Source organism: Auraticoccus monumenti (assembly GCF_900101785.1).
Taxonomy (GTDB): Bacteria; Actinomycetota; Actinomycetes; order Propionibacteriales; family Propionibacteriaceae; genus Auraticoccus; species Auraticoccus monumenti.
Map to the genome: position 1 here is coordinate 3,841,356 of NZ_LT629688.1, position 23,067 is coordinate 3,864,422.

The 23,067-nt window shown below is 72.8% G+C and carries 21 protein-coding genes; 10 read left to right on the top strand and 11 right to left on the bottom strand.

Annotation, left to right across the window (positions count from 1 at the left end; translation table 11 throughout):
• Nucleotides 1-37: 37 nt before the first annotated feature.
• Both sufB and BLT52_RS17815 read right to left on the bottom strand, forming a co-directional pair.
• On the bottom strand, nucleotides 38-1,492 hold the full coding sequence (gene sufB, locus BLT52_RS17810) for a Fe-S cluster assembly protein SufB (protein ID WP_090595405.1): 1,455 nt from the start codon (nucleotides 1,490-1,492) through the stop codon (nucleotides 38-40).
• The gene (locus BLT52_RS17815; RefSeq protein ID WP_157677202.1) at nucleotides 1,489-2,247 is read right to left on the bottom strand and encodes a helix-turn-helix transcriptional regulator; all 759 of its coding nucleotides are present in this window, start codon (nucleotides 2,245-2,247) and stop codon (nucleotides 1,489-1,491) included. Before BLT52_RS17815 ends, sufB begins: the two co-directional genes overlap by 4 nt.
• Before the next feature lie 82 nt (nucleotides 2,248-2,329).
• On the opposite strand from BLT52_RS17815, the gene BLT52_RS21530 reads away from it, so the two are divergent.
• From BLT52_RS21530 to BLT52_RS17840, 5 genes are all read left to right on the top strand, one after another.
• Entirely contained in the window at nucleotides 2,330-3,289 is a 960-nt protein-coding gene (locus tag BLT52_RS21530) for a DUF6221 family protein (protein ID WP_157677203.1), read from the top strand.
• Nucleotides 3,290-3,336: 47 nt separating this feature from the next.
• Complete coding sequence (locus BLT52_RS21535) at nucleotides 3,337-4,062, top strand: ABC transporter ATP-binding protein (RefSeq protein WP_407922610.1); 726 nt, start codon at nucleotides 3,337-3,339, stop codon at nucleotides 4,060-4,062.
• A complete protein-coding gene (locus BLT52_RS17830) occupies nucleotides 4,059-4,838 on the top strand; it encodes an ABC transporter permease (RefSeq protein WP_090595406.1) in 780 nt (259 codons plus the stop codon). The genes BLT52_RS21535 and BLT52_RS17830 overlap by 4 nt, the downstream gene beginning before the upstream one ends.
• Nucleotides 4,826-5,761 carry a COX15/CtaA family protein gene (locus BLT52_RS17835; RefSeq protein WP_090595408.1) on the top strand — a complete coding sequence of 312 codons (936 nt, stop codon included), beginning with the start codon at nucleotides 4,826-4,828 and terminating at the stop codon, nucleotides 5,759-5,761. The genes BLT52_RS17830 and BLT52_RS17835 overlap by 13 nt, the downstream gene beginning before the upstream one ends.
• 398 nt (nucleotides 5,762-6,159) lie before the next feature.
• Entirely contained in the window at nucleotides 6,160-7,680 is a 1,521-nt protein-coding gene (locus tag BLT52_RS17840) for an HNH endonuclease (protein ID WP_090595409.1), read from the top strand.
• A 228-nt stretch (nucleotides 7,681-7,908) separates the two neighbouring features.
• Here the strand turns inward: BLT52_RS17840 and BLT52_RS17845 are convergent, their stop codons facing one another.
• Together BLT52_RS17845 and BLT52_RS17850 are read right to left on the bottom strand one after the other, a co-directional pair.
• Nucleotides 7,909-8,838 carry an alpha/beta fold hydrolase gene (locus tag BLT52_RS17845; RefSeq protein WP_090595411.1) on the bottom strand — a complete coding sequence of 310 codons (930 nt, stop codon included), beginning with the start codon at nucleotides 8,836-8,838 and terminating at the stop codon, nucleotides 7,909-7,911.
• The gene (locus BLT52_RS17850) at nucleotides 8,835-9,773 is read right to left on the bottom strand and encodes a heme o synthase (protein ID WP_231946378.1); all 939 of its coding nucleotides are present in this window, start codon (nucleotides 9,771-9,773) and stop codon (nucleotides 8,835-8,837) included. The genes BLT52_RS17845 and BLT52_RS17850 overlap by 4 nt, the downstream gene beginning before the upstream one ends.
• Nucleotides 9,774-10,017: 244 nt before the next feature.
• Here BLT52_RS17850 and tkt point away from each other — a divergent pair, with 244 nt between their 5' ends.
• Genes tkt through pgl form a run of 5 tightly spaced genes read left to right on the top strand, consistent with a single transcriptional unit; the run spans nucleotide 10,018 to nucleotide 16,889 of the window.
• The gene (tkt, locus tag BLT52_RS17855; RefSeq protein ID WP_090595414.1) at nucleotides 10,018-12,240 is read left to right on the top strand and encodes a transketolase; all 2,223 of its coding nucleotides are present in this window, start codon (nucleotides 10,018-10,020) and stop codon (nucleotides 12,238-12,240) included.
• Nucleotides 12,241-12,283: 43 nt separating this feature from the next.
• Nucleotides 12,284-13,396, top strand: a complete 1,113-nt coding sequence (gene tal, locus BLT52_RS17860; RefSeq protein WP_090595415.1) for a transaldolase — start codon at nucleotides 12,284-12,286, stop codon at nucleotides 13,394-13,396.
• A gap of 34 nt (nucleotides 13,397-13,430) precedes the next feature.
• The gene (gene zwf, locus BLT52_RS17865; RefSeq protein WP_090595417.1) at nucleotides 13,431-14,966 is read left to right on the top strand and encodes a glucose-6-phosphate dehydrogenase; all 1,536 of its coding nucleotides are present in this window, start codon (nucleotides 13,431-13,433) and stop codon (nucleotides 14,964-14,966) included.
• A 16-nt stretch (nucleotides 14,967-14,982) separates the two neighbouring features.
• Nucleotides 14,983-16,170 (top strand): glucose-6-phosphate dehydrogenase assembly protein OpcA, encoded by a 1,188-nt coding sequence (locus BLT52_RS17870; protein WP_090595419.1) that lies wholly within the window; start codon nucleotides 14,983-14,985, stop codon nucleotides 16,168-16,170.
• Between the two features lie 11 nt (nucleotides 16,171-16,181).
• The gene (gene pgl, locus BLT52_RS17875; protein WP_090595421.1) at nucleotides 16,182-16,889 is read left to right on the top strand and encodes a 6-phosphogluconolactonase; all 708 of its coding nucleotides are present in this window, start codon (nucleotides 16,182-16,184) and stop codon (nucleotides 16,887-16,889) included.
• 85 nt (nucleotides 16,890-16,974) lie between these two features.
• Here the strand turns inward: pgl and BLT52_RS17880 are convergent, their stop codons facing one another.
• The 7 genes from BLT52_RS17880 to BLT52_RS17910 form a co-directional block, all read right to left on the bottom strand.
• On the bottom strand, nucleotides 16,975-17,331 hold the full coding sequence (locus tag BLT52_RS17880; protein ID WP_090595422.1) for an RNA polymerase-binding protein RbpA: 357 nt from the start codon (nucleotides 17,329-17,331) through the stop codon (nucleotides 16,975-16,977).
• A gap of 83 nt (nucleotides 17,332-17,414) precedes the next feature.
• Complete coding sequence (gene secG / locus BLT52_RS17885; RefSeq protein WP_090597042.1) at nucleotides 17,415-17,660, bottom strand: preprotein translocase subunit SecG; 246 nt, start codon at nucleotides 17,658-17,660, stop codon at nucleotides 17,415-17,417.
• Between the two features lie 49 nt (nucleotides 17,661-17,709).
• Nucleotides 17,710-18,501 (bottom strand): triose-phosphate isomerase, encoded by a 792-nt coding sequence (tpiA, locus tag BLT52_RS17890; RefSeq protein ID WP_090595424.1) that lies wholly within the window; start codon nucleotides 18,499-18,501, stop codon nucleotides 17,710-17,712.
• 45 nt (nucleotides 18,502-18,546) lie between these two features.
• Nucleotides 18,547-19,740: a phosphoglycerate kinase gene (locus BLT52_RS17895; protein ID WP_090595426.1), complete on the bottom strand. Its 1,194-nt coding sequence runs from the start codon at nucleotides 19,738-19,740 to the stop codon at nucleotides 18,547-18,549.
• 123 nt (nucleotides 19,741-19,863) lie between these two features.
• Nucleotides 19,864-20,868, bottom strand: a complete 1,005-nt coding sequence (gene gap, locus BLT52_RS17900; RefSeq protein WP_090595427.1) for a type I glyceraldehyde-3-phosphate dehydrogenase — start codon at nucleotides 20,866-20,868, stop codon at nucleotides 19,864-19,866.
• Nucleotides 20,869-21,056: 188 nt separating this feature from the next.
• Nucleotides 21,057-22,040 (bottom strand): DNA-binding protein WhiA, encoded by a 984-nt coding sequence (whiA, locus tag BLT52_RS17905; RefSeq protein WP_090595429.1) that lies wholly within the window; start codon nucleotides 22,038-22,040, stop codon nucleotides 21,057-21,059.
• 40 nt (nucleotides 22,041-22,080) lie between these two features.
• Nucleotides 22,081-23,004, bottom strand: a complete 924-nt coding sequence (locus BLT52_RS17910) for a gluconeogenesis factor YvcK family protein (RefSeq protein ID WP_269457623.1) — start codon at nucleotides 23,002-23,004, stop codon at nucleotides 22,081-22,083.
• Between the last annotated feature and the right edge of the window lie 63 nt (nucleotides 23,005-23,067).

The window sequence follows — 23,067 nt, forward strand, 5'->3', positions numbered from 1 at the left end:
CGGCGCGGGTGGGCGCCGACCCCGGGGGCGGGTCGGGTCAGCCGACCGCGCCCTCCATCTGCAGCTCGATCAGCCGGTTGAGCTCCAGCGCGTACTCCATCGGGAGCTCCTTGGCGATCGGCTCGACGAAGCCGCGCACGATCATCGCCATCGCCTCGTCCTCACCCATCCCCCGGCTCATCAGGTAGAACAGCTGCTCGTCGCTCACCTTGGACACCGTCGCCTCGTGGGCCATCGACACGTCGTCCTCGCGGACGTCGACGTAGGGGTAGGTGTCGGAGCGGGAGATCTGGTCGACCAGCAGGGCGTCGCACTTGACCACCGAGGCCGAGTGCGAGGCACCCTCCTGCACCTGCACCAGACCGCGGTACGAGGCGCGGCCGCCGCCACGGGCCACCGACTTCGAGATGATCGAGGAGCTGGTGTACGGGGCGCAGTGCACCATCTTGGAGCCCGCGTCCTGGTGCTGCCCCTCGCCGGCGAAGGCGACCGACAGGGTCTCGCCCTTGGCGTGGGGGCCCATCAGGTAGACGGCCGGGTACTTCATGGTCACCTTGGAGCCGATGTTGCCGTCGACCCACTCCATGGTGGCGCCCTCGTCGCAGGTGGCGCGCTTGGTGACCAGGTTGTACACGTTGTTCGACCAGTTCTGGATGGTCGTGTAGCGGCAGCGCCCGCCCTTCTTCACCACGATCTCGACCACGGCCGAGTGCAGGGAGTCGGAGCTGTAGATCGGGGCGGTGCAGCCCTCGACGTAGTGCACGTAGGCACCCTCGTCGACGATGATCAGCGTCCGCTCGAACTGGCCCATGTTCTCGGTGTTGATCCGGAAGTAGGCCTGCAGCGGGATCTCGACGTGCACGCCCTTCGGCACGTAGATGAACGAGCCACCGGACCAGACCGCGGTGTTCAGCGCGGAGAACTTGTTGTCACCGACGGGGATGACGGTGCCGAAGTACTCCTGGAAGAGCTCCGGGTGCTCCTTCAGCGCGGTGTCGGTGTCCAGGAACAGCACGCCCTGGCGCTCGAGCTCCTCGTTGATCTGGTGGTAGACCACCTCGGACTCGTACTGGGCGGCCACGCCGGAGACCAGCCGGGCCTTCTCCGCCTCCGGGATGCCCAGCTTGTCGTAGGTGTTCTTGATGTCGGCGGGCAGGTCGTCCCAGGAGGTGGCCTGCTTCTCGGTGGAGCGCACGAAGTACTTGATGTTGTCGAAGTCGATCCCGCTGAGGTCGGCGCCCCAGGTCGGCATCGGCTTGCGCTCGAAGAGCTTGAGGCCCTTCATGCGCAGGTCGAGCATCCACTGCGGCTCGCTCTTCAGGTCCGAGATGTTCTGGACCACGGCGGGGTTGAGCCCGCGCCTCGCGGTCGCACCGACGGTGTCGGAGTCGTGCCAACCCCACTGGTAGCGGGAGAGGGCGTCGATGTGCTCCTCCTGCGTCGGGCCGGGCTGGGCGGTGACGGCCTGGTTCTGCGGCTCGGTCTGGGTCATCCTCGGGCCTCTCTGTTCGGGTCGGCTGGAGCGTGGGAGTCGGGTGCGGGACGGGGGGTGAGGTCGGGCACGTGCGTGGTGCACACGCCGTCGCCGTGGGCGATGGTGGCCAGTCGCTGGACGTGGACGCCCAGCACGCGGGCGAAGGCCTCGGTCTCGGCCTCGCAGAGCTCGGGGAAGCGCTCGGCGACGTGGGCCACCGGGCAGTGGTGCTGGCACAGCTGCTCACCGGCGACGGCCCGACGTGTCGAGGCCACGTAGCCCTCGGTGGTGAGCGCCTCGGCCAGGGCCGCGGTGGGGCTGTCGGCCGCGGTCTCGGCCAGGGCCGTGCGGTAGCGCTGCTCCGCCCCGGCGAGCCGGCGCTCGGCGAATCCCCGCACAGCAGCAGAACCCCCGGTCTCGGAGAGGTATTCCAGCGCCTCGATGGCCAGGTCGTCGTAGGCGTGGTGAAAGTCCATCCGGCCGGCGTCGGTGATGGCGAAGACCCGGGCCGGACGCCCGCGCCCGCGGGCCCCGTAGACCCGCTGCTCGCGGGACTCGACGATCCCGCGCTCGGTCAGCATGTCCAGGTGGCGGCGGATCGCGGCCGGGGTGAGCCCGAGGCGCTCGGCCAGCGCAGCCGCCGTCGACGGGCCCTGCTCCAGGATGGAGCTGGCGACCCGCTGTCGGGTGGAGGCGTCCGGGTCCGCGGGACCGGAGGTCCCTCCGGGGCGGTTCCCTGACGCACTGCGTGCAGCGCTCTGGGAGGTTTTCACAACTCCAGCATGCTCTTATTGCGACGCCCACTCAAATAAGGCCGTCCTCAGTGAGGGAGGCCTCACCACGAGGTACCGCGCTGTGCCGGCGCTGCTGCCCACCGACGTCCCCTGCTGGTACGCATGGGGCGTGCCCAGCTGCTTCCTCGTCGCCGCGACCAGCCTGGACGGCTACCTGCTCCCGTCCACCGATCCTGGCACGACCGCCCTCGTGCTGGCTCCCGGGGCCGGTGTGGTGCTCCTCGGTGCGCGCGCCTGGGGTGCCGTGCTGCGTCGCGACCGCATCACCGACGCCGACGCCTGGGAGCGGGCGCGGGGCCGGGTCCCGCACGTGGTGGTCGGCGAGCACCCGGTCTGGCTGCCCCCGGGCGCCCCGGTGCGCCGGGTCACCGGTCCTCCCGAGGAGTGGTGGGAGCAGGTCGTCGGCCTGGCCGGGGACGGGGAGGTGCGGGTGCTGGCCGGGGATGCGGCGACCACGGCCCTGGTGCTCGCCGGACACGTGCGGCGCACGCGGGTCCGGGTGGAGCCGGTGCTGCTCGGCTCGGGCGCGCCGCTGCTGCCCTCGCCGGACCGGCTGGCGCTGGAGCTGGACCGGGTGCGGAGCGAGGACGGGGCGGTGGTGCTGGAGCACCGCGTCACCTCGACCGGACGGGTGCCGGCGCACCTCCCGGGGTCGGTCGCCGACTTCGTGCTGGCCCGGCTCGCCGAGGACGAGGAGGTGGCCCGGGCGGCCACCGGACCGCGCTGGGTGCCCGCCGTCGACCGCGCGGCCGGCGCCGGCTGGACCGACGTCACGGGGTGGTTGGCCACCCTCCCCAACGACGGCTACAGCGACCGTCCGGGAGCCACCGTGGCCACCCTCGGCGAAGCGGCCGACCAGCGGCACGTGGTGCGCTGGGACCCGGCACGGGTGCTGGCCGAGTGCGCCGCCCGTCGCCGCCTGGTCACCGCCTGCGCCGACCTGCCCGAGGTGCTCGCCGAGCTCGCGCTGGTGTGGGTCGACCACCCCGACCACGACCCCGGGTGGCGACCGGCCGGGTGAGCGTCGTCGACGCCGGTCCGCAGGGGCCGATCGCGTACACTCCCGCAGTGCCCTCCTCCGCCTCGAGCCCGCTGCTGCAGGCGGTCGACCTGCGGCTGGTGCTCGGCGGACGCACCGTCCTGGACGCCCTCTCGCTCACCGCCCAGACCGGTCGCATCACGGCGCTGCTGGGGCCGAACGGGGCGGGCAAGACCACCTTCATCCGCTGCTGCACCGGCATCCTCGACCCCGACGAGGGCGACGTCCGCATCGCCGGCGGCAGCGTGCGCGCGGCGGTCGCGGCGGGCCGGGTCGGGGTGATGCCGCAGGAGAGCGGGGCCTGGTCCGGGATCCGGCCGCTGGAGATGCTGCACCACCTCGCCGGGCTGCACGCCTCGCCGCTGCCGGTGGACGCCCTGGCCGAGCGGCTGGGGCTGCACGACTTCGCCCGGACCCCCTACCGGCGTCTCAGCGGTGGCCAGAAGCAGGCGGTCAACCTCGCCGGGGCCCTGGTCGGGCGACCCGAGCTGGTCTTCCTCGACGAGCCGACGTCCGGCATGGACCCGCACACCCGCCGCGCCGTCTGGGGGCTGCTGCGCGAGCTGCGGGACAGCGGTGTCACCGTGCTCCTCACCACCCACGCCATGGGTGAGGCCGAGCAGCTGGCCGACCAGGTCCACATCGTCGACGCCGGACGGATCAGCATCTCCGGCACGGTGGCCGAGCTGGCCTCCGAGGGGGCCGACCTGGAAGAGGTCTTCCTGCGCCACACCACCGCGAGGATCCGCCCGTGACCGCCGCCGCACTCGACCTCTCCCCCGCCCCCGGCGCCGCGCCCTGGCCACGACGGGTGCTGCGTCACGCCCGCACCGAGTTCGGCCTGCTGGTCCGCAACGGCGAGCAGCTGCTGCTGGCCCTGGTGATCCCCGTCGGGGTGCTGGTCGCCGGCCGGCTGCTGCCCGCGGGGATCTCCGACCGCCTGGGCGGGCTGGACGGGCTGGCCCCGTCGGTGCTCGCGCTGGCCGTCTGGTCCACGTCGTTCACCTCGACCGCGATCGCCACCGCCTTCGAGCGTCGCTACGGCGTGCTCGAGCGGCTGGCCACGACCCCGCTGGGACGTCCGGGGCTGGTGGCCGGCAAGGCGCTGGCCCTGGTGCTGGTGCTGCTCGGGCAGCTGCTGGTGCTCTCGGTGGTCGCCGTCGCGCTGGGCTGGCGGCCCGCCGGTGAGGTCGTCCCCTGGCTGGTCGCCGTGGTCGCCGTGGTGCTCGCGGTGGTCTGCTTCGCCTCCTGGGCGCTGGTGCTCGCCGGACGGCTGCGGGCCGAGGCCACCCTGGCGCTGGCCAACCTGGTCTACCTGGCGCTGGCTGCCGGGGGCGGGCTGCTGCTGAGCCCCGAGGCCCACCCCGGCCTGATGGCCACCCTGGTGCGGGCGCTGCCGACGGCGGCGCTCGGTGAGAGCCTGCGCAACGCCTCGGTCGGGGTGGTCGACGCCTCGCACCTGCTGGTGCTGCTGATCTGGACGCTGCTGGGCCTGCTGACTGCGAGGAGGACGTTCCGATGGACCGCGTGATCGACGGGCTGGGGTCGGAGCGCTCACTGCGCGGCTGGTCGCTGGCCCTGCTGGTGGCCAACTGCGTGATCGTGCTGACCGGGGCATTGGTGCGCCTGACCGGCTCCGGTCTCGGCTGCCCCACCTGGCCGCGGTGCACCGACGAGTCCTACGTGACCACCCCGGAGATGGGCGTCCACGGGGTGATCGAGTTCGGCAACCGGCTGCTCACCTTCGTGCTGATCCTGATCGCGCTGGGCACCGTGGCCGCGGCCCTGGCCCACGCCCACGTGGACGTCCGCCGTCCGGACGGGCCCCCCGGGCACCGGGTGCGGCTGCTGGCGCTGGGCATCGCCTTCGGCATCCCGTTCCAGGGGGTGATCGGCGGCATCACGGTGCTGACCCAGCTCAACCCGTTCGTGGTCGCCCTGCACCTGCTGCTGTCGGTGGTGCTGATCTGCCTGTCGGTGTGGTTGGTGCGCACGGTGTGGCGGGCTCCCCGTGAGCCCGTCGACGGCCTCCGGTGGTGGCTGGCCCGGGTGGTCTTCGTGCTCGCCTGGGTGGCCAGCTGGCTGGGTACCGTGGCGACCGGCAGCGGTCCGCACGCGGGTGACGCCACCTCCCCGCGGACCGGTTTCGACGTCGAGCTGGTGGCCAAGGTGCACGCCGGCAGCGTCTGGCTGCTGGTCATCGCCAGCGTGCTGGCCCTCGTGCTGCTCCGCTCGCGTGCGGCGCTGCTGCTGGTCCTGGTCGAGGTGGGTCAGGGCGTCGTCGGCTACGTGCAGTACTTCACCGGGGTGCCGATCACTCTGGTGATGCTGCACATGCTGGGTCTGTGCCTGGTGATGGCCGCAGCCATGAACCTGCTGCTGTCGGTGCGCCGGCCGCGTCCCGAGGACGCCCTCCCCTCCCCCAGCAGCTCGTTGGCCGTCGTCGGGGAGTGAGTCGGCTGGGGACATCGGCGTGGTGCCGACGTCTGCGCCGCCCCCATCGACTCGCCACCACGTGGCTCGTCACGACGACCCCAGAGTCAGTCCGCGGATGACGAGTCGCCGCGAGGGGTGAGTCGCCGCGAGGAGTCGCCTGGCCGACGCTCGAGGCGACATCTGGTGGCGACTCGCTACCACCCGCGGGAGCGGAGGGCGATCCACGGGGTGCGCGTGACCTGGAGGCGAGGTGGTCCCCGGGCTCCAGAGACTCGGACCGGAGGCAGCAGCACGTCGCAGGACCGCCATCCCCAGCGGCGGGACCGGCCCGACGTGGCTGCGGATCCGCCGGACGAGGGCGCGGGCCCTGGCGTCGGCGGAGCAGAAGTGTCAGAGGCGGTCCGTAGCTTCGCTGCATGGTCGCAGTCCACGAGGTGCTCGCAACGGTGCCGCAGTCGCTGGCCCCGGTCGATCCCCTCGTGCCCGACGAGGCGCCCGGTGCTGAGCTCAGTGCGTCCTCGATCGGGTCGTGGACCGAGCGTCTGGCGGCTACCGGCCTGCGCGGTGTGGAGCCGGCGGCACTCGTCGATGTGATCCGGGCGTTGGAGGGGCTGAAGTGCGCTGCCGAGGCGGTCCAGGCCGCCGCCGCGACCGCCCTGGACCGGGAGACCCGCGCCGAGGAACAACGCCAGGGTGTCCCCGCGGCCCGGCAGGGGCGGGGTGTGGCCGCCCAGGTCGCCCTGGCCCGGCGGGAGTCACCCGCGCGGGGCCGGCAGCACCTCGGCCTGGCGCTCGTGCTGGACCGGGAGCTGCCCCACACCTTCGCAGCGCTCCGGGCCGGGCGGATCACCGAGTGGCGGGCCACCCTGCTGGCCCGGGAGACCGCCTGCCTGTCCCGGGAGCACCGCCGCGAGGTCGACCAGGCACTCGCCGCCGACGCGGACCGGTTGGAGGCGATGGGCGAGGGAGAGCTGGTCGCCGAGGCCCGCGCCCGCTCCTACCGGCTCGACCCCGAGGCCGCGGTGCAGCGACGCCGTCGCGCCGAGGCCGAGCGGCGGGTCAGCCTGCGACCGGCGCCGGACACGATGAGCCAGCTCAGCGCCCTGCTCCCGGTGAAGGACGGGGTCGCGGTCCACGCCTCCCTCTGCCGGCAGGCCGACGCCGTGGTCGCCGCCGGTGACGGACGCAGCCGCGGGCAGATCATGGCCGACACCCTGGTCGAGCGCATCCTCGGCACCAGCCACCCCAGCGCCCGGCCGCACCAGAGCGAGGACGCAGCTGCCCGGTCCCAGCCCCACGAGCACCAGGCCAGCGGCGGCGCGGCCACGGACGGCGGGGTGGGTGGCAGCTCAGGTGGGAGGAGTGAAGGGGCGAGCGCGGCGGACACGTCGGTGATGATCCACCTCCTGGTCTCCGACTCCGTCCTGTTCGGGGCCCCTGGAGCGGGTCATGTCGACGGCTACGGACCCGTCCCCGGCGACCTGGCCCGCCAGCTCGCCACCGCCGACCGCGCCTGGATCCGCCGCCTCTACACCACTCCCACCACCGGCGAGCTGATCGCCGCCGAGAGCCGCGCCCGCCGGTTCCCACCCCGGCTGGCCCAGCTGGTCCGACTGCGGGACCGGACCTGCCGCACCCCGTGGTGCGACGCCCCGATCCGGCACACCGACCACATCATCGCCGCCAGCGACGGCGGCACCACCTCGCTCGCCAACGGGCAAGGACTTTGCGAGGCCTGCAACTACGCCAAGGAGTCACCCGGCTGGACCGCCCGACCACGCCCCGGGCCCCGCCACACCGCCCAGACCACCACGCCCACCGGGCACGGCTACCAGTCCACGGCACCACCGCCGCTCGATCCCCTGCGCCCGGATGTGTCGGTCGCCCCGTCCTCACCCCGGGATGAAGCGAGGCAGGAGCACACGCTGACGGCGTGACGGGGCGAGCCCTCTCGATGGCTGGTGTCCAAGCAGTCATGCCTGCCGAAGGGAGCCAGCTCCAGGCAACCGCAGCGGTGCAGCCCCTCCGTGCCGCGTCCCGGGCTGTGGTCCCCTCCGTGCCGTCGCGGACTGTCCCTCGAGAGGGCCGTGCAGGCCCGCTGCCCCGACGCCGATCGGGTGAGGCGCCGCCGGACGTCCTGGGTCCCGCCCGGGTCCGTCCCCGGGTCACTCCGAGGTCGGCTGTCCGTCGGTCGCCTCCGGCTCGGGGAGCTCGGCGAGCTCGGCGAGGAACCGTCGGACCTCGTGCACGAAGCGCTCGTGCGCCTCCAGCTGGGCCCAGTGGCCGACGTCGGGCAGCTCCACCAGCCGGGCGTGGGGCATCCGCCGCACCGCGCTCCGCGACCCCTCCACCGGCACCAGCCGGTCCCGCTGCCCGTGCACGAACAGCGCAGGCAGCTCGACCCGCCCCACCCGGCCCAGCAGCTGGTTGGTCATCCCGCCCGGACCGAGGGTGGACTGGTTGTACCGCAGGTAGCCCTCGGCGGACCGGGGCTCCCGCGCCACCCGCACGAACTCCTCCACCACCTCGGCGGGCACCGTCGCCGGGTCGTGCACCATCGCCCGCAGGGCAGTGCGGCTGAACCGGTTGGCCGCGGCCGCCAGCCGCAGCAGCACCGGGTCCGGCAGCCTGGAGAACGCCCACGCAGCACGGTGCACCAGCGGACGACCCACCGACCCGACCAGCCCCCCAGGTGCCACCAGCACCAGCCCGCGGAGCAGCCGGGGAGAGCGGAGCGCCAGGTTCAGCACGACGTCACCGCCCATCGAGACCCCGACGGCCACCGCCGGTGCCAGCCCCAGCCCACCCATCCAGCGGGCCACCAGGTCCGCCATCGCCTCCGGGCGTCCCAGCGGGGCGATCCCCGTCGTGGCGCCGAAGCCCGGGAGGTCCAGCGCCCACACCTCGCGGTCGACCGCCAGCGCGGGCAGCGCGCGGTACCAGGACAGCGCGGCGGCGTCGGTGCCGCCTCCGTGCACCAGCACGAGGGGCGGCCGCGGACCGGGGACACCGGCGTGGAGGGTGCGGACCAGGCCGCCGCCCAGCGGGACGGACAGGCTGCTGGCCCCGGGCGGCAGGAGCCGTCCCGAGGTCATCGCAGCAGCGGGTCGACGGCGGCGGCGATGAACAGCAGCGCGAGGTAGCTGTTGGACCAGTGGAACAGCCGCATCGGCTTCAGCTCGGTGTCCACCAGACCGGCCTTCGCCCGCAGGTGCAGCCGGACGGCCTCGACCAGGAACGCGGCACCGAGCACGGCCGCCACCACCGGGTACAGCCAGCCCGTGCCGGCCACCGGCCAGAGCAGCAGGCTGACCGCGACGGTGAGCACCGAGTAGGCCAGGATCCGGATGGTCACGCCGGGCGCGGGCAGCACCACCGGCAGCATCGGCACCCCGGCCGCGGCGTAGTCGGCGCGGTAGCGGATGGCCAGGGCCCACGTGTGCGGAGGGGTCCAGAAGAAGACGATGGCGAACAGCACCCAGGGGGCCCAGGACAGCTCGCCGGTGACGGCCGTCCACCCGATCAGCGGCGGGAAGCACCCGGCGATACCGCCCCAGACGATGTTCTGGGAGAACCGCCGCTTCAGCCACATCGTGTAGACGAAGACGTAGAAGGCGTTGGCGGCCAGGGCCAGCACCGCCGACAGCCAGTTGACCGCCACCAGGAACACCACCGTGGAGGCGACCCCCAGCAGCGAGGCGAAGACCACCGCGGCCGCCGTCCCCACCTGGTGGCGCGGGAGCGGGCGCCGGCGGGTGCGGCGCATCAGCTCGTCGATGTCGCGGTCCAGGACGCAGTTGAACGCGTTCGCGCTGGCGGCGGCGAGCGCCCCGGCCAGCAGCGTGACCAGCACCAGCCCCAGGTCCGGCACACCCCCGGCAGCCAGGAACATCGCCGGGATCGTGGTCACCAGCAGCAGCTCGATGATGCGCGGCTTGGTCAGGGCCAGGTAGGCCCCCACCACGTCCCGTGCGCGCGCAGGGGCGAGCGACCGCTCGACCTCGCGTGCCGCGTGCTGCAGGCTCGTCAACGCCCCGCCCTCCTGCTCGGAAACCGTGAGCAGTCTAGGGGCTGCCCCCCGCGGAGGACGATTCGCGGGGGCCCGGCGAAGGGGTGGTGTGAGTCACCCCGACCCCCTGCGTCCACCACCCGACGGGCACCCGCGAGCCTGTCGGTGGAGCCCACTAGGGTGGAACCGTCAGCTCGCACGACTCGAGCCTTCGGACGTCCCCGGCTCGACCGGGGTATCGACGAGTGAAGGGAACGCCTCCGCGATGAGCACCACCACCACGAGCCACGCCGTCCACCCCGACGACTGGACCGAGGTCGACGCCCGCGCGGTCGACACCGTCCGCGTCCTGGCTGCCGACTCCGTCCAGAACAAGGGCAACGGCCACCCCGGGACGGCCATGAGCCTGGCCCCGGTGGCCTACCAGCTCTTCCAGAAGACGATGGTCCACAACCCGGCCAACCACCAGTGGCCCGGCCGCGACCGCTTCGTGCTCAGCTGCGGGCACTCCGCCCTCACCCTCTACATCCAGCTCTACCTGGGCGGCTGGGGGCTCGAGCTCGAGGACCTCCGCGCCCTGCGCACGCACGGCTCGAAGACCCCCGGCCACCCCGAGCACGGCCACACCGACGGCGTCGAGGTCACCACCGGCCCGCTCGGCCAGGGCATCGGCAACGCGGTGGGCATGGCCATGGCCGCCCGTCGCGAGCGCGGCCTGTACGACCCCGAGTCCGCCCCGGGCGAGTCGCTGTTCGACCACCAGATCTACTGCCTGGCCTCCGACGGCGACATCGAGGAGGGCATCTCCAGCGAGGCCTCCTCCCTGGCCGGCACCCAGAAGCTCGGCAACCTCACCCTCATCTACGACGCGAACCAGATCTCCATCGAGGACGACACGGTGATCGCGCTGTCGGAGGACACCGCCGCCCGCTACGCCGCCTACGGCTGGCACGTCCAGACCATCGACTGGACCGCTGGTGGCGACTACGTCGAGGACGTCGCCGCGTTCGCCGACGCGCTGGCCGCGGCCCGCGCCGAGACCGACCGCCCGAGCTTCATCCAGCTCCGCACCATCATCGGCTTCCCCGCCCCGAAGCTGCAGAACACCGGCAAGGCGCACGGGTCCGCGCTGGGGGCCGAGGAGGTCGCCGCCACCAAGGAGGTGCTCGGCTTCGACCCCGAGAAGTCCTTCGAGGTCTCCGAGGAGGTCATCGCGCACACCCGCGGGCTGCTCGAGCGCGGTCAGCAGGTCGAGGCCGAGTGGCAGCAGCGCTTCGACCAGTGGGCCGAGGCCAACCCCGAGCGCCACCAGCTCTGGCAGCGGATGCAGACCCGCACCCTCCCCGACGGCTGGGACGCCGACCTGCCGACCTGGGACGCCGACCCCAAGGGCGTCGCCACCCGCAAGGCCTCCGGCGCGGTGATCAACGCCATCGGCGCCAAGGTGCCGGAGTTCTGGGGCGGCTCGGCCGACCTCGCCGAGTCCAACAACACCACCCTCGAGGACTCCCCCAGCTTCCTGCCCGAGGACCGCTCCTCGAAGATGTTCAGCGGCAACCGCTACGGCCGGGTGCTCCACTTCGGCATCCGAGAGCACGCCATGGGCGCGATCATGAACGGCATCGCCGTGCACGGCGGGACCCGCCCCTTCGGCGGCACCTTCCTGACCTTCAGCGACTACATGCGCCCCTCGGTCCGCCTCGCCGCGCTGATGAACCTCCCGGTCACCTACGTCTGGACCCACGACTCCATCGGTCTGGGCGAGGACGGCCCCACCCACCAGCCGATCGAGCACGTCCCCTCGCTGCGGCTGATCCCGGGGCTGGACGTCGTCCGCCCCGCCGACGCCAACGAGACCGCCGCGGCCTGGGCGCAGGTCATGCGCAACAACGACCGCCCGGCCGGGCTCGCCCTCAGCCGGCAGAACCTGCCGGTCTTCCCCCGCGGAGAGGACGGCTTCGCCACCACCGAGCACGTGGCCAAGGGTGCCTACGTCCTCAAGGACTTCGGTGACGGTGAGCCGCAGGTGCTGCTGATCGGCACCGGCTCGGAGGTCCAGCACGCCGTCGCCGCCGCCGAGAGCCTGGCCGCCGAGGGCATCACCGCCCGGGTCGTCTCGATGCCCTGCCGGGAGTGGTTCGACGAGCAGGACGACGCCTACCGCGAGTCCGTGCTGCCCTCCTCGGTCAAGGCCCGGGTCAGCATCGAGGCCGCCGTGCCGCAGGGCTGGCACGACATCACCGGTGACGCCGGGCGGGCCATCGGGATCAACCACTTCGGCGCCTCCGCCCCGGCGGAGACCCTCTTCGAGGAGTACGGCTTCACCGCCGAGAACGTGGTGGCCGCCGCCCGCGAGAGCCTGGCCGCCGCCGAGGCGCTCACCTCCGCGCCCGGCACCGTCCCCACGCACCGCGGCCAGTCCGGCCCTGCCTCGGTCGGCGACGACGCGGCCAACCCCGAGGCCGAGGGCACCAACGAGCGTTCCTGACCGCCGGTCAGCCAGCACACCCCGTGGAGTGGAAGGAAGCACGATGAGCGAGCGACTGCAGCAGCTGGCCGAGGCCGGCGTCTCGATCTGGCTGGACGACCTGTCCCGGGAGCGGATCGCCTCCGGCGACCTGGCCCGCCAGGTGGCCGAGCGGTCGGTGACGGGGGTGACCACCAACCCGACCATCTTCGCCACCGCGGTCTCCACGGGCGACAGCTACGAGCCCCAGCTGACCGAGCTCAAGGGCAGCGAGGTGTCTGACGCCATCACCGCGATCACCACCGACGACGTCCGCGCGGCCTGCGACGTGCTCGGCCCGGTCGCCACCAGGACCGACGGCGTCGACGGCCGGGTCTCGATCGAGGTCGAGCCCGGGCTGGCCATGGACACCGACGGCACCGTCGCCCAGGCCAAGGACCTCCGCGCGCGGGTCGGGCGGCCCAACGTGCTGATCAAGATCCCGGCCACCGAGCCGGGCCTCCCGGCGATCCGTTCCGTCATCGCGGCGGGGATCAGCGTCAACGTCACGCTGATCTTCTCCCTGCAGCGCTACCGCGCCGTCCTCGACGCCTACCTCAGCGGGCTCGAGGACGCCGCCGACGCCGGGCACGAGCTGTCCGACATCCACTCGGTGGCCTCGTTCTTCGTCTCCCGCGTGGACTCCGAGGTCGACAAGCGCCTGGACGCCATCGGCACCGACGAGGCCAAGGCCCTCAAGGGCAAGGCCGCCGTGGCCAACGCCCGGCTGGCCCACGCCCTGTTCCGCCGGGTGGTCTCCGGGGAGGAGCTGGACGGCCGCTGGCCCGCCCTGGCGGCCAAGGGCGCCCGCCCGCAGCGTCCGCTCTGGGCCTCCACCGGCGTCAAGGACCCGAACCTGCCCGACACCCTCTACGTCACCGAGCTGGTCACCTCCGACACGGTCAACACCATGCCCGAGAAGACCATGGACGCCTTCGCCGACCACGGCGAGGTCGAGGGCGACCGGGTGGTGGACCTGGTCGCCGAGGCCGAGGCCACCATGGCCGACCTGGAGCGCGTCGGGATCGACATCGACGACGTCACCCGGGTCCTGGAGGAGGAGGGCGTGAAGAAGTTCGCCGACTCCTGGGACGAGCTGGTCAGCACCGTCCAGGAAGCCATCAGCGCCGCCGCCTGAGCGTCGGACCGCTGCGAGACCAAGGAGCCCTGCGTTGCTCGACCTGAACCGCCCCAACCCGCTGCGGGATGCCCAGGACCGGCGGCTGCCCCGCATCGCCGGGCCCTGCGTGCTGGTCATCTTCGGCGTCACCGGTGACCTCTCGCGCAAGAAGCTGATGCCCGCGGTCTACGACCTGGCCAACCGGGGGCTGCTGCCGCCCGGCTTCGCGCTGGTCGGCTTCGCCCGCCGCGACTGGGCCAACGAGGACTTCGCCCAGATCGTGCACGACTCGGTCAAGGAGCACGCCCGCACCCCCTTCCGCGAGGAGGTGTGGCAGCAGCTGCTGGAGGGCATCCGCTTCGTCCCCGGCGACCTCAACAGCGACGCCTCGTTCGAGGAGCTGAAGAACACCATCCTCGAGCTCGACGAGGCCCGCGGCACCGGGGGCAACCACGCCTTCTACCTCTCCATCCCGCCGGGTCTCTTCGACGAGGTGGTCGGCCAGCTCCGCCGCCACGGCCTCGCCGAGCAGCGTGGCGGGCAGTGGAGCCGGGTGGTCATCGAGAAGCCCTTCGGTCACGACCTCGAGAGCGCGCAGGAGCTCAACCGGATCGTGTCCAGCGTCTTCCCCTCCCAGTCGGTCTTCCGCATCGACCACTACCTGGGCAAGGAGACGGTCCAGAACATGCTGGCGCTGCGCTTCGCCAACCAGCTGTTCGAGCCGGTGTGGAACCGCAACTACATCGACCACGTGCAGATCACCATGGCCGAGGACATCGGCATCGGCGGGCGTGCCGGGTACTACGACGGCATCGGCGCCGCCCGCGACGTGATCCAGAACCACCTGCTGCAGCTGCTGGCGCTGACGGCGATGGAGGAGCCCACCTCCTTCGACGCCCGCCAGCTCCGCTCGGAGAAGCAGAAGGTGCTCGCCGCGGCCCGCCCACCGGTCGACCTGGACGCCCACACCGCCCGCGGCCGCTACGACGGCGGCTGGGCCGGCGGGGTCAAGGTCAACGGCTACGCCGAGGAGGAGGGGGTCTCCCCGGAGTCCATCACCGAGACCTTCGCCGCGATCCGGGTCGACATCGACAACCGGCGCTGGGCCGGGGTGCCCTTCTACCTGCGCACCGGCAAGCGGCTGGCCCGCCGCGTCACCGAGGTGGCGCTCAGCTTCCGCAAGGCGCCGCACCTGCCCTTCACCAACTCCGACACCGAGGCCCTGGGCACCAACGCCCTGGTGATGCGGATCCAGCCCGACGAGGGCATCACGCTCCGCTTCGGGGCCAAGGTCCCGGGCACCCAGATGGAGATCCGCGAGGTCAACATGGACTTCGCCTACGGGGGCGCCTTCACCGAGTCCAGCCCGGAGGCCTACGAGCGGCTGATCCTCGACGTCCTGCTGGGTGACCCGCCGCTGTTCCCCCAGCACGAGGAGGTCGAGCTCTCCTGGAAGATCCTCGACCCGGTGCTGGACCACTGGGCGGAGACGGCGACCAAGCCGGAGAAGTACCACCCCGGCTCGTGGGGCCCGCAGAGCGCGCACGACATGCTCGCGCGCGACGGCTTCACCTGGCGACGGCCCTGAGCACGGAGAGGCACCGATGATGATCGAGCTGAAGTCCACCAACTCCTCCAAGGTCGCCAGCGCCCTGATCAAGGCCCGTCGCAACGCCGGCAGCCCGACCATGGGCATGGTGATGACCCTGATCGTGGTGACCGACGGTCGCGGTTACCAGCGGGCCGCCGAGGCGGCGCTGGCCGCCAGCCGCGAGCACCCCTGCCGGCTGCTGCTGGTGGTCACCTCCACCACCACGAAGACCTCCGGCCTGGACGCCGAGATCCACCTCGGCGAGCGGGTGCCCGGGGAGACCGTGGTGCTGCGGATGCGCGGCGAGGTGGCCGAGCACCCGGCCTCCGTCGTCCTCCCGCTGCTGCTGCCGGACTCCCCCGTGGTCGCCTGGTGGCCCGGGGACGCCCCGCACTCGCTGTCGGAGGACCCGATCGGTGCGCTGGCCAACCGCCGGATCACCGACGCCGACGGCACCCGCGACCCGGTGGGCAGCCTGGAGGCCCGTGCCGCCCACCACGGTCCCGGCGAGACCGACCTGACCTGGACCCGGCTCACCCCCTGGCGCGCCCTGCTGGCCGCGGCCGTCGACCAGTACCCGGCCACCTTCACCGCCGCGGCGGTGGAGGCCAAGCGCGGTCACGCCGGCGCCCAGCTGATGGCGGCCTGGCTGGAGGACCGGCTGGGCGTCGAGGTCGCGGTGAAGGCCACCAAGGGCCCGGGCATCACCGGGGTCCGGCTGACCACCGCGGCCGGTGACATCTCCCTGACCCGCGACGACGGCCTGCTGGCCGAGTACGCGGTGCCCGGGCAGCCTCGGCGGCTGGTCGCCCTCAAGCGGCGCGACACCGAGGACCTGATCGCCGAGGAGCTGCGGCGGATGGACGACGACGACATCTTCGAGTCCGCCGCCCACGTCCTGGTCCGACGCTCCGAGCGCGCCAGGGCGGCCAAGGCGAAGGACACCGGCACGGGCACCACGAAGACCACCGGGACGGCCACGAAGAAGACCGCCGCGGCCAGGAAGACCGCGGGCACGACCAAGAAGGCGGCGACCTCGCGTCCGCGCAGGTCCATCGCCGCGAAGACGTCAGACAGCACCAGCAACGGCCCGTCGGGGTCGGGCCGTCCGGAACCCACCTCGAGCACCGAGGGTCCCGGCTCCGGCGGCAGCGCCACCCACGAGGCGACCGACGCCCCCGGGGCGACCACCACCAGCTGAGGAGATCACCCGTGGCCACCCGCACCATCGTGCACAGCGACCCCGAGGCACTGATCCAGAGCGCGTCCAGCCGGCTGCTGGAGCGGCTGTCGCACCTGCAGTCCAGCGAGGGGGTGGCCCAGCTCTGCCTCACCGGCGGGCGGATCGCCAACCGCATCTACCGGGGCCTGGCCGAGCAGCTGCCCGGCTCCCCGCTCGACGGCACCCGCGTGGAGCTGTGGTGGGGCGACGAGCGCTTCGTCCCCACCGAGGACCCCGACCGCAACGCCGGCGAGGCCCTGGCCATCCTGGCGCCCTCGCTCGCCATGGACCCGTCCCGGGTGCACCCCATGCCGGCCGCCGACGGGAACGTCTCGATCGAGGACTCCGCCGCCGGCTACGCCACCGAGCTGGGTGAGACGACCTTCGACATCTGCCTGCTCGGGGTCGGCCCGGACGGGCACGTCGCCTCGATCTTCCCCGACCACCCCAGCCTGGAGCCCACCCCGGCCCGGGTGCTGGCGGTGCACGACTCCCCCAAGCCGCCGCCGCTGCGGCTCAGCCTCTCCCTGGCCACGCTGAACCGCTCCCGCGAGGTGTGGTTCGTGGTGAGCGGCGCGGACAAGGCCGAGGCGGTGCGCCGGGCCCAGTCCGGTGAGACGGGTCTGCCGGCGGCCATGGTCACCGGCCAGGAGGCGACGATCTGGCTGATCGACGAGGACGCGGCCTCCCAGCTCTGAGCAGCCACCCGCACCACCGGTGGACGCAGCACGGCCCCCGGACCGCGAGGTCCGGGGGCCGTGCTCGTCGCGGCTCAGGGCCGGATCAGTAGATGACCTCGCCGCGGGCCCGACGGTCCTGCAGCATCTGCAGGGCCTCGGCCAGGATCGCCTTGGCCTCCTTGTCGGAGCGGCGCTCCTTCACGTAGGCCAGGTGCGTCTTGTACGGCGTCGTCTTCGGTGGCGGCGGCGGGTTGTCCTGGTCGAGGTTGGCCGGGAGCCCGCAGCGCGGGCAGTCCCAGGTCTCGGGAGCCTGCACGTCGGCGGCGAACGCCGGGCGGGTCTCGTGGGAGTTGGAGCAGAAGTAGGAGACGTACAGCCGGGGAGCGGCGTCGCCGCGCTCCGCCTCCCCCATCGGTCCCGCTCCGACGCGGCTGCCACGGATGGCACTACCACCAGCCACTGTGTCGTACTCCTCGGTCTAGGTGCCGCCAGCAGGCGGCACGGTTGGGCGGTCAGGTCGTCCGGACCGCTACGTCGGTGGTCTCAGATGCTCCAGCGGTACAGCACCAGCAGCGTCAGGATGCTCAGGAACCAGACCAGGCCGAGCACGATGGTGATCCGGTCGAGGTTGCGCTCGGCCACGGACGTCCCACCCATCGAGGTGGACATGCCGCCACCGAACAGGTCCGACATGCCACCACCGCGACCCTTGTGCAGCAGCACCGACAGCGCGAGCAGGACGCTCGTCGCCACCAGCACGATGGACACGCTCACCTGGGGCCAAGTCACCGGCACACCTTACTTCACGCCCTCGTGATCCGCAGAACCGAAGCGCAGCTCAGCCGAGGGTGGGCAGGTCGTAGAAGCGGGCGATGGCGGAGAAGTCCTCCACCTGCAGGCTCGCGCCGCCGACCAGGGCCCCGTCGACGTCGGTCTGGGCCATGATCTCGACCACGTTCGAGCCCTTCACCGAGCCGCCGTAGAGCACGCGCACGGTGTCGGCGGTCTCGTCCCCGTGCTGCTCGCGGACCCACCCGCGGATCGCCGCGCACACCTCCTGGGCGTCCTCGGGGGTGGCCACCTCACCGGTGCCGATGGCCCAGACGGGCTCGTAGGCGATCACCAGGGAGGCGACCTGCCCGGCGTCGAGACCGTCCAGGGCGCCGGCCACCTGGGCCAGCGTGTGCGCCACGTGCTCGCCGGCCTGGCGGACCTCCAGGCCCTCGCCGACGCACACGATCGGGGTGATCCCCGCGGCCAACGCCTTGCGGGTCTTGGCCCCCACCAGCGCGTCGTCCTCGGCGTGGTACTGACGGCGCTCGGAGTGCCCGACGGCCACGTAGCCGCAGCCCAGCTTGGCCAGCATCGAGGCCGAGACCTCACCGGTGTAGGCGCCGGAGTCGTGCGCGGAGACGTCCTGGGCGCCGTAGCCGAGGGTGAGGCGGTCCCCCTCGACCAGGGTCTGCACGGTCCGGATGTCGGTGAACGGCACCAGTACCACCACCTCGCTCCTGGCCGGGTCGTGCCTCTTGTCGCTGAGGGTCCAGGCCAGCTTCTGCACCAGTCCGGTGGCCTCGACGTGGTTGAGGTTCATCTTCCAGTTGCCGGCCATCAGGGGCGTGCGGGTCATCGGGCGTCCTTCGTTCGGGGAGTGGAGGGTGTGCTGCGGGAGGGCTCAGCCCTCGAGGACGTCCAGCCCGGGGAGCTGCTTGCCCTCCAGGTACTCGAGGCTGGCGCCGCCGCCGGTGGAGATGTGGCCGAACTCGTCGTCGCCGAAGCCCAGCGCACGGACGGCCGCCGCGGAGTCACCGCCGCCCACCACGCTCAGCCCGTCGACCTGGGTCAGGGCACGGGCCACGGCGCGGGTGCCGCCGGCGAAGGCGTCCCACTCGGCCACGCCCATCGGGCCGTTCCAGAAGACGGTGCGGGAGGAGGAGATGGCGGCGGCGAACGCGGCGGCGGAGTCGGGGCCGATGTCCAGCCCGAGCTGCTCGTCGGGGATGGCGTCGGCGGCCACCACCGTGGCCGGGGAGTCGGCCTTGAACTCCGGGGCCACCACGATGTCCGTGGGGAGCACGATCTGCTTGCCGGTGCGCTCGGCCTCGGCCAGGTAGCCGCGGACGGTCTCGACCTGGTCCTCCTCCAGCAGGCTCTTGCCCACCGGGTGGCCCTGGGCGGCCAGGAAGGTGAAGACCATCCCGCCACCGACGAGCAGGGTGTCCGCGGTGGTCAGCAGGTTCTCGATCACGGCCAGCTTGTCCGACACCTTGGCGCCGCCGAGGACCACGGCGTAGGGGCGGGCGGGCTCGGTGGTGAGGCGGCGCAGCACCTCGACCTCGGCCTCGACCAGACCGCCGGCGGCGTTGGGGAGCAGCCTCGCCACGTCGAAGACCGAGGCCTGCTTGCGGTGCACCACGCCGAACCCGTCGGAGACGAAGACGTCACCGAACTCCGCGTAGCGGCGCGCGAGCGCGGTGCGCTCCGCCTCGTCCTTGGACTCCTCGCCCGGCTCGTAGCGGACGTTCTCCAGCATCGCCACGTCGCCGTCACCGAGCCCGGCCACGACCTGGCGGGCGGACTCACCCACCACGTCCTCGGCCAGCCGCACCTCGGCGCCGAGCAGCTCACCCAGCCGGGCGGCCGCGGGGGCCAGGGAGTACTTCGGGTTCACCGTCCCCTTGGGACGTCCCAGGTGGGCCATCACCACGACGCGGGCGCCGGCCTCGCGGAGCCGGGTGAGGGTCGGGACGGAGGCGCGGATGCGGCCGTCGTCGGTGATCGCGCCGGAGTCGTCCAGCGGGACGTTGAGGTCGCAGCGGACCAGCACGCGGGTGCCGGCGAGGTTGCCGAGGTCGGCGATGCTCTTCACCAGGGGCTCCTTGGTCAGTCGGGGTCGGGGTGCCCGGCTCGCGGGAGCGGGGCGGGTCGGACGGCCGACGCGGCGCAGCCCGGCGTGGGCTGCGCCGCGGCGGGTGTCACTGCGGGGTGGTGCTCAGAGCTCGGCGCCGACCAGCACGGCCAGGTCGACCAGCCGGTTGGAGTAGCCCCACTCGTTGTCGTACCAGCCGACCACCTTCACCAGGTCGCCGTTCACCTTGGTGAGGCCGGCGTCGAAGACGCAGGAGGCCGGGTCGGTCTCGATGTCCTTGCTGACGATCTCGTCCTCGGTGTAGACGAGGAAGCCCTTCATGGCGCCCTCCGCGGCCGCCTTGATGATCGCGTTGACCTCCTCGACGGTGGTCTCGCGCGAGGCGGTGAAGGTGAGGTCGGTGGCCGAGCCGGTGGGGACCGGGACGCGCAGGGCGAAGCCGTCCAGCTTGCCCTTGAGCTCGGGCAGCACCAGCGAGACGGCCTTGGCCGCACCGGTGGTGGTGGGGACGATGTTCAGGGCCGCGGCGCGCGAGCGACGCAGGTCCTTGTGCGGGCCGTCCTGCAGGTTCTGGTCCTGGGTGTAGGCGTGGATCGTGGTCATCAGACCCTTCTCGATGCCCAGCCCGTCGTTGAGCGCCTTGGCCATCGGGGCCAGGCAGTTCGTGGTGCAGGAGGCGTTGGAGATGATGGTGTGCGCCGCGGGGTCGTAGTCCTCGTGGTTCACGCCCATCACGATCGTGATGTCCTCGTTCTTGGCCGGGGCCGAGATGATGACCTTCTTGGCGCCGCCGTCGATGTGGGCGCGCGCCTTCTCCGCGGTGGTGAAGATGCCGGTGGACTCGATCACGACGTCGGCGCCGATCTCGCCCCAGGGCAGGGCGGCGGGGTCGCGCTCGGCGAAGGCGGCGAAGGTGTGCTCGCCGGCGGTGATGGAGGTGTCGTCGAAGGTGACCTCACCGGGGAAGCGACCCAGGATCGAGTCGTACTTCAGCAGGTGGGCCAGCGTCTTGTTGTCGGTCAGGTCGTTCACCCCGACCACCTGGACGTCGGCTCCGGAGGCGATGAGGGCACGGAAGAAGTTCCGGCCGATGCGGCCGAAGCCGTTGATTCCAACCTTGACGGTCATGCGTTCGATCTCCTTCGAGCTGTGGATCGGTGGTGTCCGGGAGCCGCTCGGAGGGCGGCGCTCCGCTGACGTCGTCAGCCTAACGGCCCGCGTCCTCGACGTCGTCGGCGGCCCACCTAGTGGTATGGACCAGTTGGGTCACAGGTTCGGACCAGTGACCGACTGGACCGGCTTCGGACCAGTGACCCTCAAGCGTCCTCGAGCAGCTCGGGGCTGACGCTGGCCTCGGTGCTGGGGATGCCCAGCTCGGCCGCGCGCTTGTCGGCGGTGGCCAGCAGCCGACGGATCCGGCCGGCCACGGCGTCCTTGGTCAGCGGCGGGGTGTGCAGCTGACCGAGCTCCTCCAGACTGACCTGCTTGTTCTGCACGCGCAGCACGCCGGCCTCGCGGAGGTGGTCCGGGACGTCCTCCCCCAGGATCTCCAGGGCCCGCTCGACCCGGGCGCCGGCGGCCACCGCGGCCCGCGCGGAGCGACGGAGGTTGGCGTCGTCGAAGTTCGCCAGCCGGTTCGCCGAGGCCCGGACCTCGCGGCGCATCCGGCGCTCCTCCCAGGCCAGCAGCGTCTCGTGGGCGCCCATCTTGGTGAGCATGGCCGCGATCGCGTCGCCGTCGCGGACCACCACCCGGTCCACCGCCCGCACCTCGCGCGCCTTGGCCGGGATCTGCAGCCGGCGGGCCGCCCCCACCAGGGCCAGCGCGGCCTCCGGTCCGGGGCAGGTCACCTCCAGCGACATCGAGCGGCCCGGCTCGGTCAGCGACCCGTGGGCCAGGAAGGCACCCCGCCAGGCGGCCACGCAGTCGCACAGGCCCCCACCGACCACCTGCGGCGGCAGACCACGGGCGGGGCGGTTGCGGGAGTCGACCAGCCCGGTCTGGCGGGCCAGCGCCTGACCGTCCTTCACCACCCGGACCACGTAGCGGGTCCCGCGGCGCAGCCCGGCGCCGCTGAGCACGGCCAGCTCGCTCTGGTGGCCGAAGACGTCGAGGATCGCCGTGCGGAGGCGCCGCGCGGCGGCACCGGTGTCCAGCTCGACCTCGATCACGATCCGTCCACCGCTGATGTGCAGCCCACCTGCGAAGCGCAGGATGGTGGCCACCTCGGAGCGGCGGCAGCAGGGCTTGGAGACCGCGATCGTGGCCAGCTCCGCCTTCACCTGCTGAGTCATCGCCATCCCGGCATCCTGCCACAGGTCGGGGGTCCGCCCCGAGCCGTCAGAGACCCATCACCTCGGCGTAGGCCGACGCCAGCCGGAGGGTGTCGTGGCGGGCGCTGCCGTCCCGCATCGCCACGTCGGCGAGCACCAGCCGGGCCCCCAGGGAGGCCACGTAGGACTCCAGGTGCGGGTCGTCCGCGGCGGCGCGCTCGTCGGCCAGCACCACGTCCAGCCGCAGCCGCGGGGCGTGGTCGGCCAGCAGCTCGACGTGGCGGGAGAGGCTCATCCCCCGCGTCTCGCCGTCGGGGCTGAGGTTGAGGGTGAGGATCCGCCGGCAGTCGGAGGCCGCGAGGGTCTCGGCCAGCTCGGGCACCAGCAGGTGCGGGATCACCGAGGTGAACCAGGACCCCGGACCCAGCACCGCCCAGTCCGCGGCCCGGACGGCCTCCAGGCACTCCGGTCGGGCCGGCGGGTCGGCCGGCAGCAGCCGGACGGCGGTCACCTCCCCGTCGGTGGTGGCCACCGTGGCCTGGCCGCGGAGGGTGCTGGTCTCGTCGGGGGCGGCGGGGTCGAGCCCGATCACGTCGGCCTCGATCTGCAGCGGCACCGAGGCCATCGGGAGCACCCGGCCCCGGGCACCCAGCAGGGAGGCCACCATGTCCAGCCCGGCCACCGGGTCGCCGAGCTGCTGCCAGAGCCCGGCGATCAGCAGGTTGCCGATGGCGTGCCCACCCAGCGGGCCGTCGCCGGTGAACCGGGCCTGCAGCACGTCCGCCCAGGTCCGTCCCACCGGGTCGTCGTCGCAGAGCGCGGCCAGCGCCATCCGCAGGTCCCCCGGCGGCAGGATGTCGAACTCCCCCCGCAGCCGGCCCGAGGAGCCGCCGTCGTCGGCCACGGTGACGATGGCGGTGAGCCGGTCGGTCAGGTGCTGCAGCGCCCGCAGGTTCACCGACATCCCGTGGCCGCCGCCGAAGACCACCACGCCCGGGCGCGGTCGGAAGCCACCCGGCCCGCTGCCGAGGGGCCGCGTCGACGCGGCGGCGTG